13 protein-coding genes are annotated in these 11699 nt (G+C 69.7%); 9 read left to right on the top strand and 4 right to left on the bottom strand.

Translation table 11 applies throughout. The features are described from left to right. Positions 1 to 759 (bottom strand): terminase small subunit-like protein (locus ACODSY_RS17040; protein ID WP_488952962.1); only part of this gene is annotated, 759 nt, incomplete at its 3' end. A gap of 120 nt (positions 760 to 879) precedes the next feature. Here ACODSY_RS17040 and ACODSY_RS17035 point away from each other — a divergent pair. Beyond that, positions 880 to 1419 carry a hypothetical protein gene (locus ACODSY_RS17035; RefSeq protein ID WP_488952961.1) on the top strand — a complete coding sequence of 180 codons (540 nt, stop codon included), beginning with the start codon at positions 880 to 882 and terminating at the stop codon, positions 1417 to 1419. A 256-nt stretch (positions 1420 to 1675) separates the two neighbouring features. On the opposite strand, the gene ACODSY_RS17030 is transcribed toward ACODSY_RS17035, so the two are convergent. The 3 genes from ACODSY_RS17030 to ACODSY_RS17020 all read right to left on the bottom strand — a co-directional run bounded on the left by ACODSY_RS17030 (position 1676) and on the right by ACODSY_RS17020 (position 5585). Beyond that, positions 1676 to 2488, bottom strand: coding sequence for a PEPxxWA-CTERM sorting domain-containing protein (locus tag ACODSY_RS17030; protein WP_488952960.1), 813 nt, complete (start codon positions 2486 to 2488; stop codon positions 1676 to 1678). A gap of 101 nt (positions 2489 to 2589) precedes the next feature. Continuing rightward, on the bottom strand, positions 2590 to 3651 hold the full coding sequence (locus ACODSY_RS17025) for a helix-turn-helix transcriptional regulator (protein WP_488952959.1): 1062 nt from the start codon (positions 3649 to 3651) through the stop codon (positions 2590 to 2592). A 356-nt stretch (positions 3652 to 4007) separates the two neighbouring features. Beyond that, positions 4008 to 5585 carry a sulfatase-like hydrolase/transferase gene (locus tag ACODSY_RS17020; RefSeq protein WP_488952958.1) on the bottom strand — a complete coding sequence of 526 codons (1578 nt, stop codon included), beginning with the start codon at positions 5583 to 5585 and terminating at the stop codon, positions 4008 to 4010. Between the two features lie 201 nt (positions 5586 to 5786). On the opposite strand from ACODSY_RS17020, the gene ACODSY_RS17015 reads away from it, so the two are divergent. The 8 genes from ACODSY_RS17015 to tolB all read left to right on the top strand — a co-directional run bounded on the left by ACODSY_RS17015 (position 5787) and on the right by tolB (position 11669). Beyond that, complete coding sequence (locus tag ACODSY_RS17015) at positions 5787 to 5915, top strand: hypothetical protein (RefSeq protein ID WP_488952957.1); 129 nt, start codon at positions 5787 to 5789, stop codon at positions 5913 to 5915. 81 nt (positions 5916 to 5996) lie between these two features. After that, positions 5997 to 6614, top strand: a complete 618-nt coding sequence (gene ruvA / locus ACODSY_RS17010) for a Holliday junction branch migration protein RuvA (RefSeq protein ID WP_488952956.1) — start codon at positions 5997 to 5999, stop codon at positions 6612 to 6614. A 181-nt stretch (positions 6615 to 6795) separates the two neighbouring features. Beyond that, positions 6796 to 7824: a Holliday junction branch migration DNA helicase RuvB gene (gene ruvB / locus ACODSY_RS17005; RefSeq protein ID WP_488952955.1), complete on the top strand. Its 1029-nt coding sequence runs from the start codon at positions 6796 to 6798 to the stop codon at positions 7822 to 7824. Continuing rightward, positions 7821 to 8279 (top strand): YbgC/FadM family acyl-CoA thioesterase, encoded by a 459-nt coding sequence (locus ACODSY_RS17000; protein ID WP_488952954.1) that lies wholly within the window; start codon positions 7821 to 7823, stop codon positions 8277 to 8279. Before ruvB ends, ACODSY_RS17000 begins: the two co-directional genes overlap by 4 nt. Before the next feature lie 53 nt (positions 8280 to 8332). Continuing rightward, the gene (gene tolQ, locus ACODSY_RS16995) at positions 8333 to 9034 is read left to right on the top strand and encodes a protein TolQ (RefSeq protein ID WP_488952953.1); all 702 of its coding nucleotides are present in this window, start codon (positions 8333 to 8335) and stop codon (positions 9032 to 9034) included. A gap of 3 nt (positions 9035 to 9037) precedes the next feature. Further along, positions 9038 to 9544, top strand: a complete 507-nt coding sequence (locus tag ACODSY_RS16990; protein ID WP_488952952.1) for an ExbD/TolR family protein — start codon at positions 9038 to 9040, stop codon at positions 9542 to 9544. After that, complete coding sequence (locus ACODSY_RS16985) at positions 9541 to 10341, top strand: energy transducer TonB (protein ID WP_488952951.1); 801 nt, start codon at positions 9541 to 9543, stop codon at positions 10339 to 10341. The genes ACODSY_RS16990 and ACODSY_RS16985 overlap by 4 nt, the downstream gene beginning before the upstream one ends. Continuing rightward, positions 10338 to 11669: a Tol-Pal system beta propeller repeat protein TolB gene (gene tolB / locus ACODSY_RS16980; RefSeq protein ID WP_488952950.1), complete on the top strand. Its 1332-nt coding sequence runs from the start codon at positions 10338 to 10340 to the stop codon at positions 11667 to 11669. The genes ACODSY_RS16985 and tolB overlap by 4 nt, the downstream gene beginning before the upstream one ends. Positions 11670 to 11699: the final 30 nt, after the last annotated feature.

The raw sequence follows: 11699 nt of genomic DNA, 5'->3' as shown, positions 1-11699 counted from the left end.
CCCCCCCCCCCCCCCCCCCCCCCCCCCCCCCCCCCCCCCCCCCCCCCCCCCCCGCAACGACTCCGGCCCGTACGGTCCGTTCCCGAACGTCCGGGGCGCGATCTGGGCGCAGCGTCGATGCGCCGCCGTCTCGATCCGCCGCAACGCCCGCATCGAACGCGCCTCGTTCCCCAGCCACGGCGCCGCGTCGGCCGACGTCTCGACCAGGTAGTCGAACGCGACCTCCTTCGCCCGCGCATAGGCCGCCCGGAACTCTGGGTGCGCGCGCAGCCAGTTGTAGACCGTCCCCAGCGACGGCGTCCCCGGCTCGCGGCAGACCAGGTACAGGGGCTCACCCAGGCACACCCGATCCAGGATCGGCGCCACGCGCGCCGGCGAATAGCCGCTCGCACGCCGCACGCGCGAGCGTCCGTCCGGCGACGACAGCGCCCGCGCCCACCACCGGGCCTCCCGCGCCTCCACCTGGGCCGAATGCGCCGCCCTCGCCCGCGACCGCGCCCAGCTCACCGCCGCGTCCTTCGCCGCCGCGAAGTCGGGATGCGCCCGCGCCCAGTTCCACACCGTCTTCTCCGTCGGCATCGACGGATCCGTCCGGCAGATCGCCCGCAGGCTCTCCCCGGCCGCCAACCGCGCGCAGATCCCCGCCGCCACCTCCGGGCGGTAGGACGAGGCATAGATCCCCGCCGGGGCCGGCTGTCGCGCCAGGGTGCGGACGGCGCGGGAGCGGGAAGAAGCGGGAGAAGCAGGACCGGACGTCATCCGCCCAGCTTCCCCCCAACCCGGCCCTGAAGGCGAACTTGTTCTCAGCCGGCCATCTCGTCCGAATCCCGCGTTCGGCCGTACTGTCGGCTCCGAACCTTGACTGGAGACCCGCCCCGGATGCGCGCACCCATCCTCGCCACCGTCCTTAGCCTGGCCCTGGCCGCCGCCACGGCGGCCGTGCTGCTCGTCCCGGCCCCCGCCTCGGCCCAGAGCACCGCCCAGCACATGCTCGAAATGGCCCGTCAGATGCGCGCCAACGTGGAAAAGCTGGGCGACAAGCTTCCGCCCGACGCGCGCGCCCAGATGCTGAAACAGGCCGACGACATCGAGCGCGCGGTCGCCAACGGCGATTACGCCGGCGCTGGCGAGATCAAGAAGCAGCCCACCCACAGCGAGCGCATTATGGCCGAACGCGGTCGCCTCGACTGGCTGTTCGCGGAGTCCGCCTGCGCCGGCTACACCCAGGCCAATTACCAGACCTTCCGCTATTCCACGGGCATCAACGACCGCGACAGTCACTGCCGCAACGCCCATGGCCACTGGGCGACCTACCAGCGCTACGCCAAGGACCCCGCCGCCGCCGAAGGCGCCGAACAGGCCCTCTTTTACTACGACGCCGCCGCCAGGCGGGCCGTGGACCTCTATGCGGGGAAATAGCGGTCCGGCGGCTGCAGGCCGCCCCTCCGTCGCCCGCTCAACGGAGACCCAGTGGAGTTCTGAGGAGGGTGGTTGAGAGCCATCTCCTCTCCCAGGCGCGGCAGCGCTGTGGGAGAGGAGCAACTCGCGAAAGGTCCGCTAAGGGTCGACAGCGGACGTCTGCATCAGCCCGCCGGGGGCGCACGGGGGATATCCGCCCAGAAGAAAAGGCGGCCCCATCGCTGCGGCCGCCTGATGCGGGATCGGGATCTTTGGTTCAGGCGGCGAGCGCGCCTTCGCGGGGGCGGCGCAGGGCCGCGCCCGTCAGGCCGAAGCCGGTGATCATCAGCGCCCAGGTCGCCGGCTCCGGCACGCCGCCGCCGGCCACGATATCGCCGGTGCGCAGGGTGATTCCGAAGTCGTCGACCTCATAGAGGGCGTCGGAGTAGCTGGTCTGGGGGATGGGATTGCCGCTGGTGTAGACCACGCGCGACGGGACGACTTCGAAGCCGAAACGGATCAGGCCGCCGGCGAAGTCGAGCCCTGTCTCCGTGCGCGGCGCGTAGGGATTGTCGCGGTCGAACAGCAGGAAGTCGCTGGCCACAAGGCCCGTCAGCGATGAGTAGTTCCAGCCCAGGATGCCAGGCGCGGTCCCGCCGAACGCCGACGCTTCGTAAAGTTTGCCGTCCTGCTCGGCCAGGACCCGCAGCGTGGTGCCGATCGGAGCCGACGGCGTCACCGCTTGCCCGTCCAGATACAGATAGTGCTTCTGCGTCAGCGCCGCGTCGATCGACAGGATCGCGCCCTCGGTCGACGGGTCATAGACGAAGCTCGTGTTCATCGCCTGATAGCGCGGAACCGAGTTCGCCTGCCCGTCCTTGCGGTAATAGAAGCCAAGCGCCTGATCGAAATAGCCGTACTGGCCCTGCGCCGCGTAGTTGCCGGTGCTGAAATTCTCGCCCGGCGGCAGGTAGGTCGCGAATTCGTAGTTGGCCGCCTTCGGCGCGGAATCGAACAGGTAGACGTTCGCCGCACTGGCGCTCAGCGGCAATGCCACGGCGATCGCCGCGAGGGCCAGACCCAGTTTCATCAAGACTTCTCCCAGCCTCGGCGCCAAGCCGGCGCCGTCTGGAGCGTTAGACGGAGCCGCGCGCGGGCGCGTCCATCATCTGTTTACCCTGCGCGCTTTTCTCAGCCTGGCAGGGCGAACCGGTGCGCCAGGAGGCAGAGCGCCGCGAACCCCTGGGTCTGGGTCTTGTCGTAGATGCGATGCAGGTGGGTCCGCGCCGTGGCCTTGGCCATGCCCAGCCGCTCGCCCAGCATGGTCAGGTCGCCGTGCGCGAAGGCGTCGGCCAGCACCCTCAGCTCTGTCGGCGTCAGGCTGTAGAGTTCGGCCATGCTGGCGAAGGCCACCGGCGAGCCGTGGTCGACCCGCATCACATGGACCGCGTGCGCCGCGCCATCCGCCGTCAGGTCGCCGAACGGGTCGCGTCGCAGCGTCTGAGCCACGCACAGCAGCGTCACCGGGTCACCCTCATTGCCCGCCACCGCAATCGCCACCGGCGCGTCGTCGCGCACGGTCTGCAGCACGGCGCCTTCAAACGCCGTCGCCGCGCCCGCGGTCTGGCCGACCTTCAGCCCGGTCAGCGTCCCGATGCTGGGGTCCAGGTCGAGAACCCGCAACCGGGCGTCCAGCAGGATCACGCCATTGCGCGCACCGCTCGTGATCCTGCGATAGCCGCTCACCAGGTTGGCTTGGTGGATCAGCCGGGCCTGCATGTAGATCGCCCGCTTCAGGTGCGGGACCAGCGCCTCCAGCCGCGCCACGTCGTCGGCGCTGAACGGCGGCGCATCGCCGGTGCGGATGATCGCCATCGGCGCAAACATCTGCTCGCGCTTGATCAGGTTGACCGCCAGGTTGTCCACGATCTCCTGCGGGGCCAGCCACTCCTTGTAGAACCGGCTCTTCCGCACTTCCGGCGTCTGCAGATGCGAGAACGCCTGCATGATCACGCCCTCGTCCGCCGCCTGCAGCGTCGGCCGCATCAGGTCCAGCTCGCCGTAGGTGGTCATGTAGCTCTGGAGGAAGGCCGGATCGTTGCCGAACTCGGTCTCGAACCGGGTCTCTTCGGCCATGTCCACCCACGCCAGGAAGCCGCACTGGGCGCCCATCGCCTGGATGATCTTCCTCAGCAGGGCCGGAAAGCGTTCGCGATCGAAGGCGGCGTCGTAGATCTCATCGATGTCGACCACGCCTACTCCTACTGGCACGCGAGGCGACGTCCGCCTCATAGGGCAAGCTCTGTCGCGATTCTCCGGCGACGCCATGCGCGCCCCATTCCCACGCGATGGCGTCCGGATCACCTGATCAGCCAGGCAGCGAGAAAGTACAACTACGCCGCAAAGCGGACCATCCCAAGGTCACCTAGGGGTCGATCCCCGAACGTGGGCCAAGCGTCCGAAGCCGACAAACAACTTGGCCGCGGGCGGTTCGGGAGCTTGGCGGCGGGTGGCGGAGGCGCCCGCTTTCACGGCCGCCCCGCGCCGGCGGACGCCCGGCGCCCACGCCCGGGCGACAAGCCCGCCGGCCAGGCGTCCCGGACCTCCCGCTAATTCATCCACTCCACATACTCGACCGTCCCAGGGATCACCGGCGGATGGCCGTCGACGTTGATGCGGGTCCGGGCGGTGGCCGGCCAGGCCGGGGCGATGTACTTCTTCTCCTGCGCCGCATAGAGCGCCTTCAGCTCCAGCACCTTCTCCGGCATCAGGGGCGCCAGGTTCGTCCGCTCGGTGGGATCGGTGGCGAGGTCAAAGAGCCAGGCGGCTTTCGGGTCGTCGATGGTCTGCAGCTTCCAGTTCCCCGAACGCACCATCTTGTAGTCGCCCTTGCGCCAGTAGAGCGTCCGGTCGCGCAGGGCGTCCGGCCCCGCCCGGCCGGTCAGCGAGGGCGAGAGGTCCATCCCGTCGTACTCGCGATCGGCGGGCAGCTTGCCGCCTGCCGCGGCGACGAAGGTCGGGAACAGGTCGAGGCTGGAGGCGATGCCGGGAACCATGGTCCCCGCCGGGATCTTCGCCGGCCATTTCATGAAGAACGGCACCTGGACCCCACCTTCGAAGTAGGTGGTCTTCCAGCCGCGGTAGGGAAGGTTCTCCTGCGGGATCTGGTGATACGACGCGCCGCCGTTGTCGGACAGGAACACGACGATCGTGTCCTTCTCCAGCCCGGAATCCTTCAGCTTCTTCAGGACCTGGCCGACGCCGTCGTCCATCGCCTGGATCATCGAATAATAGACCCGCGTCTTCTCGTCCTTGATGTGCCCCATCCGATCGTAGATCGCCCTGGGCGCCTGGATCGGATTGTGTGGCGAGTTGAACGCCAGGTAGAGGAAGAACGGCTGCTTCCGGTTGCGGTCGATGAACGCCGCCGCCTCGTCGGCCAGCTCGTAGGTCATGTACTTCTTCGCCGGCGTCGGCTTGCCGTCGCGCCACACGTTGGTGGTCAGGTTGTCGTAGAGATAGGCGTCGATCCCGCTCCACGGCAGCTTCGCGGTGACCACCGTCGGGTCGTCCACCTTCGCGTAGAGGGCCGCGCCGCCCGGAAAGCCCACGAACTCGTCGAAGCCCCGGCGCTGGGGCAGCAGGTTGGGCGCGGTGCCCAGGTGCCACTTGCCGACGATGCCGGTGTGGTACCCCTGGGCCTTCAAGGCCTGGGCCATCGTCAGCTCGGTGTCGGGCAGTCCGTTCTTCTCAGGCGGGATCGGCTTGCCGTCGTTCGGCAGCACCTTGGCCGGATAGCGCTCGACGACGTACTTGCCGTTCCTGGCGTTCACGAACCCGGGCAGGTTCGGCAGCCATTCGAAGCCATAGCGGGAATAGTTGCGGCCGGTCAGCAGCGCCGCGCGCGACGTCGCGCAGACGGCGTCGCCCGTGTAGCCACTCTCGAACCGGGCCCCGCCCTGGGCGATGGAATCGATGTTGGGCGTCCGAACCAGCGGATTCCCATGCAGCGAGACGTCGTTGTAGCCGAGGTCGTCCGCGAGGATGACGACGATGTTCGGCCGCCGCGTCACCCGCGATTCCTTGGCGCTCGCACCGACCGAATCCTGCGGAGCGGCCATGGCGGCCGGCGCCAGCGCCAGGCCGACCGCCGCGAGGCCGGCGGCGGCGAGTCTGTTGACCTTCATGAGCATTTCCCCCTTCGCGACGTCCTGTGATCCCCGGCCAAGCCGCGGTGGCCACGTGTCTGGCCGGCAGGCTCGCGCCCCCTTCCATCCGCAACCACGGTAAACGTGAACCGGATTTCCGGTTCTTACAAGACCCGCGCAGATTTGGGCGCGGCGTGGACGCCACCAGTTCGCCGCAATCCAAGCTCCACCATGTGCGCCATGCGCACCCTCACCCTCTGCGCCCTGGCCGCCGTGCTCCTCACCGCCTGCTCGGGCGTGATCGACAATTGCCCCGACGGCCTGCGCGACCCGCCGTACGGCTCGGGCGTCCCCAACCCCCACAAGTGACCGCCGTATAAGCGCGGTATCATTCCCCCGGAGTCGCCTCTGCGGTACTCCTCCGGAACACATGCCGAACGTGATTCGCACATGATAGGCCGACTGCGCGGCGCGGTGGCCGAGGTCGGCGAGGAGGACGCGCTCATCGACGTGATGGGCGTGGGCTATGTCGTGCGCTGTGGCGCGCGCACCCTGTCGCGCCTGCCCGAGATCGGCGGCGAGGCGCTGCTGCACGTGGAGAGCCACTGGGGCGAGCAGACGGGGATGACCCTCTACGGCTTCCTGTCCCGCGAGGACCGCCAGGCCTTCGTCCTTCTGCGCACCATCCAGGGCGTGGGGCCGAAGGCGGCGCTGGGCGTGCTGGACGTGCTGCCCCCGGCCGAGCTGGCCGCCGCGGTGGCGCGCGAGGACAAGGCCGCGGTGGCCCGCGCCAACGGGGTGGGGCCGAAGCTGGCGCTGCGCATCGTCACCGAGCTGAAGGGCAAGCCGATCACCGACGGCGGGACCGTGGCGGCCTTCCACGCCCAGGCGACCGCCGCTGAGCCCATGAAGCCGTCGGCGTCGGGCGAGGCCGTCGCCGCGCTGATGGGGCTGGGCGTCGCCGAGCCCGCCGCCCGCCGCGTGGTCGAGGCCGCCGCCATCCGCCTGGGCGAAGACGCCGAACCCCCCGCCCTGATCAAGGCCGCCCTGCAGGAGCTGGGCCGGTGAGGATTGGAACCACGAAAAACACGAAAAACACGAAAGGCGGTCCCATCCGCCAAGGCCGCGAAGCGGCGCGGTCCATCGTGGTCGGACGCCTTCGGCGTCGAAGCCCGCAAGGCGCTCGCGGGGCATATCCTTTCGTGTTTTTCGTGCCTTTCGTGGTTCCCCTTCTCGCGGTTCAAACCCCATGACCCGCATCGTCTCCGGCGAACCCCAGGCGTTCGAGCCGACCGACAAGGCGCTGCGGCCTCAAACCCTCGCCGAGTTCGTCGGCCAGCAGCAGGCCAAGGGCAACCTCAGCGTCTTCATCGAGGCGGCCAAGGCCCGCGCCGAGGCGCTGGACCATGTGCTGCTGTTCGGCCCGCCCGGCCTGGGCAAGACCACTCTGGCCCAGATCGTCGCCCGCGAGCTGGGCGTGGGCTTCCGCGCCACCTCGGGGCCCGTGCTGGCCAAGGCCGGCGACCTGGCCGCGATCCTGACCAACCTGGAACCGCGCGACGTCCTGTTCATCGACGAGATCCACCGCCTGGCCGCCAACGTCGAGGAGATCCTCTATCCGGCGATGGAGGACCATGTGCTGGACCTGATCATCGGCGAGGGGCCGTCGGCGCGCTCGATCCGCATCGACCTCGCGCCCTTCACCCTGGTCGCGGCGACCACGCGGGCGGGCCTCCTGGCCACGCCGCTGCGCGACCGCTTCGGCATCCCGATCCGGCTGGAGTTCTACACCCACGAGGAGCTGCAGAAGGTGCTGCTGGGCGCCGCGGCCAAGCTGGGGACGCAGCTCGCGCCGGACGGCGCCATGGAGATCGCAGCCCGCGCCCGCGGCACCCCGCGCGTGGCCGGTCGCCTGCTGCGCCGGGTGCGCGACTTCGCCGCCGCCGACGGCGCGGCGGTGATCGACCGCAAGGCCGCCGCCTCCGCGCTCGCCCGCCTCGACGTGGACGAGATGGGCCTGGACGCACTGGATCGCCGCTACCTGCGGGCCCTGATCGAGAACTATGCCGGCGGGCCGGCGGGGGTCGAGACCCTGGCCTATGCCATCGCCGAGGCGCGCGACGCGGTCGAAGACGTGATCGAGCCCTTCCTGCTGCAGCAGGGCTTCATCCAGCGCACGCCGCGCGGCCGCATGGCCTGCGCCAAGGCCTACGCCCACCTCGGCCTGACGGCGCCCAAGGGCGTGGGCCAGCCCTCGACGCCGGACCTGTTCGAATGAGCACCCCTTCGAGCGCTGAGCCCTCGACCGGCTGGCTGGAGGGCCGCGAGCACCAGCTGCCGGTGCGCATCTACTACGAGGACACCGACTTCACCGGCGTCGTCTACCACGCCAACTACCTGCGCTATTTCGAGCGCGGGCGGAGCGATTTCTTCCGGCTGGTGGGCATCAGCCACACGGCGCTGCTGGAGCTGCCGGAACCGACGGCCTTCACGATCATTCGCATCGAGCTGGACTACAAGCGCGCCGCCCGGGTGGACGACGCGCTGCTGGTCCGCACCACCTATGACAGCGTGAAGGGGCCGCGCCTGCTGGTCAGCCAGCGCATCACCCGGGGTGACGAGCTGATCGCCGAGGCCAAGGTCCAGGCGGTCTGCATCGACATGTCCGGCCGCGCGCGCCGCCCGCCACCAGGGATGGTCGATCTTCTGAGTCCCTACTTCGAGACGCCATAAGATCGCCACCGAACCCCGCCAACCCACGACCGGACACGACACTAGGAGAGATGATGGACCCGGCCGCCGCCGTCACGCCCGAGAGCTTCGACCTCGTCACGATCTTCCTGCGCGCCGACTGGGTCGTGAAGCTGGTGATGATCGGCCTTGCCGTGGCCTCGCTGTGGTCGTGGACCATCATCATCGACAAGCTGGTCAGGTTCGCCAAGCTGAACCGCGAGGCCGACCGGTTCGAGGATGAGGTCGCCTCGGGCGCCAGCCTGGAAGACGTCGCCGGCGCCGCCGGCCCGGCGCCCACCCACGCCCTGCCCCGCATGCTGCAAGGCGCCCTGAAAGAATGGCGCGACGCCCGCAACAAGGGTCCCGCCAGCGAGGGCCAGATCGCGTTCCTGATCCAGCGGATCGACCGTCACCTCGACGCCACCATCGCGCGCGAGAGCGCCCGCGTGGAGAACGGCCTGGGCGCCCTGGCCATCGTCGCCACCGCGTCGCCTTTCGTGGGGCTGTTCGGCACGGTGTGGGGTATCATGCGGTCCTTCCAGGCGATCGCCATCCAGAAGAACACCTCGCTGGCCATCGTCGCCCCCTCGATCGCCGAGGCCCTGTTCGCCACCGCTATAGGACTTGTTGCGGCCATCCCGGCCTACATCTTCTACAACAGCTTCTCGACCGCGGCCGGGAAGTACGCCGCCCGGCTGGAGGGCTTCGCCGACGACCTCTCCACCGCCATCCAGCGCCGCCTGGCGGAGCGCTGAGCCATGGCGCTGTCGGCCAACGACGCCTTCGCGGCGGGCGGCGCCAAGCGGCGCCGGCGCTACGGCCGAGGTCGCCGGGGCGCGCTGAGCGAGATCAACGTCACGCCGCTGGTCGACGTGATGCTGGTGCTGCTGATCGTGTTCATGATCTCGGCGCCCCTGCTCACCGCCGGCGTGCCGGTGGAGCTGCCCAAGACCGAGGCGGGCGCCATGCAGGACGTGCCCGACCCGATCACCATCTCGATCCGCTCGGACGGGCGGCTGTACATCGGCGAGAACGAGGTCCCCTTCGCCAACCTCTCGCCGCAGCTCAAGGAAATGGCGTCCGACACCACCCGGCCGATCTATGTCCGCGCCGACGGCCGCGCCAGCTATGAGATCGTCGCCCGCGTGATGGCCTCGTTGTCCACCTCGGGCTTCACCTCGATCAACCTGATCACCGACACCGGCGGCCCGTCCTCGGGCGCCGAGCCGTCGGCGGGCCAGGGTCAGGAGGAGGCCGCGCAGTGAGCCGGGCCAGCGCCAGGCGCTTCGAGGTCTCTCCCGCCGCGCTGGGCTCGGTCGCCCTGCACGTGGCGGTGGCGGCCGCCTTCATGATCACCTGGGGCAGCCGCGACCTGAAGGTGGGCGCGGTCGTGCCCGTGACGATCGTTTCCAGCGCCCCCGACGTCGACACCCGCCCGGCGATCCAGGCCCCGGAGAGCCAGACCGCGGCCACCGAGGAGCCAGCGCCCGAAGCCCCGCCGGAGCCTGCGCCGCCGCCGCCCCAACCGACTCCGCCGCCGCCTACGCCCAAGGCCGCGCCGACTCCGACGCCCAAGCCGGCCACGCCCGCGGCGAAGGCTCCGACCAAACCCGCGCCGAAGAGCTTCGACCTCGACGCCCTCTCGGCCAGCCTGACCGCGCCTGCGCGCAACGCGCCCCAGCGGCCGTCGGCCGCGCCCAAGGGCCAGACCCGCGCCGAGGCCGCGCCGGTGGCCCGCCAGACCACGGGGAGCGGGCTTGCGGCCGGCGCCGCCTTGCAAGGCCTCGCAGAGGAACTGCAGCGCCGCTGGAACCCCAATTGCGACGTCGAGGGCGGCCGCGACGTGGTGGTGAAGGTGACCTTCCAGATGGGCGTCGGGGGCCAGGTGGTCGGCGACGTCCGCAGCGAGATCCAGGGCCCGCGTACGCCGGTCTCGCTCGCCGCCGCCGACCGCGCCACCCGGGCGGTCTACGCCGCCGCTCCGTTCCGCAACCTGCCCCGCGAATTCTACGGCGACCGTATCGCCGTCAACTTCAATGCCCGAGAGGCCTGCGCCCGATGACCCGAAGCCGCGTCCGCGTCCAAGCCCGCAATCCCGTCGCCGCCGTCCTGTTCGCCCTCCTGAGCGCGATCACCCTCGTGGCCGCCCTGGCCCAGCCGGCGCGCGCCGAGATCGAGGTCAACGTCAACCGCGGCGACGTCCAGCCGCTACCCATCGCGGTGCCGGCCTTCGGCGGCGGCCAGGTGGGATCCGACATCAGCGGGGTGATCTCGGCCAATCTCCAGCGCTCGGGCCTCTTCCGGCCGCTGGACCCCGCCAGCTTCGTGGAAAAGGGCCTGACGGCCAACGTCCAGCCGCGCTTCGCCGATTGGAAGACCATCAACGCCCAAGCCCTGGTCAATGGCCAGGTCACCGTCGAAGGGGGCAAGCTGCGCGTCGACTTCCGGCTCTGGGATGTGTTCGCCGAGCAGCAGCTCCTGGGCCTGCAGTTCACGGCTAGCCCGGAGAGCTGGCGCAAGGTGGCGCACAAGATCTCGGACGCCGTCTATGAGCGACTGACGGGCGAAAAGGGCTACTTCGACACCCGCGTGGTGTTCGTGGCGGAGAGCGGCTCGCGCCTGAACCCCGTGAAGCGCCTGGCGATCATGGATCAGGACGGGGCCAATCCCAGCTACCTGACCTCAGGCGACACCATCGTCATGACGCCGCGGTTCTCGTCGAACAGCCAGGAGGTGACCTACATGTCGCTCCGGCCCGACAGCTCGACCATCCACATCCTCAACCTCGAGACGGCGCGCCGCGAGAGCCTGGGCACCTTCCCCGGCATGGTGTTTGCGCCGCGCTTCTCGCCCGACGGCAGCCGCGTCGTGTTCTCCGTCGAGCGTGGCGGCAACAGCGACATCTACGTGATGAACCTGTCCAGCCGCAGCTCCACGCGCCTGACCAGCGACCCGTCCATCGACACCTCGGGTTCGTTCTCGCCTGACGGGTCGCGGATCGTGTTCAACTCGGATCGCGCCGGCTCACCGCAACTCTACGTGATGGGCGCCGACGGATCGGGCGCGCGGCGCATTTCGAGCGGCGGTGGCCGTTACACGACGCCAGTGTGGAGCCCGACCGGGGAATTCATCGCTTTCACCAAGCAGACAGGCGGCGAATTCCACATCGGGGTGATGCGCCCGGACGGCTCGGACGAGCGCCTCTTGACCTCCAGCTATCTGGACGAAGGGCCCACCTGGGCCCCCAATGGTCGCGTTTTGATGTTCTCGCGTGAAACCCCGGGGGGCGCCCCCAGGTTATGGAGTGTGGATGTGACGGGGCGAATCCTTCAGCCGATGCCCTATCCGGGGGCGGGTTCCGACCCCGCCTGGTCCCCTTTGCTTAACTAGACTTGCGCCGTAATACCGCCCGATAGACCC

It is taken from the genome of Phenylobacterium sp. FG114, from assembly GCF_057809855.1.
This window is presented reverse-complemented; position numbering and strand designations above follow the sequence as displayed.

What these genes read in the sequence shown, in the direction of transcription:
- ruvA (WP_488952956.1), top strand. Translation starts at nt 5,997, where the DNA reads ATGATAGGCCGACTGCGCGGCGCGGTGGCCGAGGTCGGCGAGGAGGAC.
- ACODSY_RS17000 (WP_488952954.1), top strand. Translation starts at nt 7,821, where the DNA reads ATGAGCACCCCTTCGAGCGCTGAGCCCTCGACCGGCTGGCTGGAGGGC.
- ACODSY_RS17030 (WP_488952960.1), bottom strand. Translation starts at nt 2,488, where the DNA reads ATGAAACTGGGTCTGGCCCTCGCGGCGATCGCCGTGGCATTGCCGCTG.
- ACODSY_RS17015 (WP_488952957.1), top strand. Translation starts at nt 5,787, where the DNA reads ATGCGCACCCTCACCCTCTGCGCCCTGGCCGCCGTGCTCCTCACCGCC.
- tolB (WP_488952950.1), top strand. Translation starts at nt 10,338, where the DNA reads ATGACCCGAAGCCGCGTCCGCGTCCAAGCCCGCAATCCCGTCGCCGCC.
- tolQ (WP_488952953.1), top strand. Translation starts at nt 8,333, where the DNA reads ATGGACCCGGCCGCCGCCGTCACGCCCGAGAGCTTCGACCTCGTCACG.
- ACODSY_RS17020 (WP_488952958.1), bottom strand. Translation starts at nt 5,585, where the DNA reads ATGAAGGTCAACAGACTCGCCGCCGCCGGCCTCGCGGCGGTCGGCCTG.
- ACODSY_RS17035 (WP_488952961.1), top strand. Translation starts at nt 880, where the DNA reads ATGCGCGCACCCATCCTCGCCACCGTCCTTAGCCTGGCCCTGGCCGCC.
- ACODSY_RS16990 (WP_488952952.1), top strand. Translation starts at nt 9,038, where the DNA reads ATGGCGCTGTCGGCCAACGACGCCTTCGCGGCGGGCGGCGCCAAGCGG.
- ruvB (WP_488952955.1), top strand. Translation starts at nt 6,796, where the DNA reads ATGACCCGCATCGTCTCCGGCGAACCCCAGGCGTTCGAGCCGACCGAC.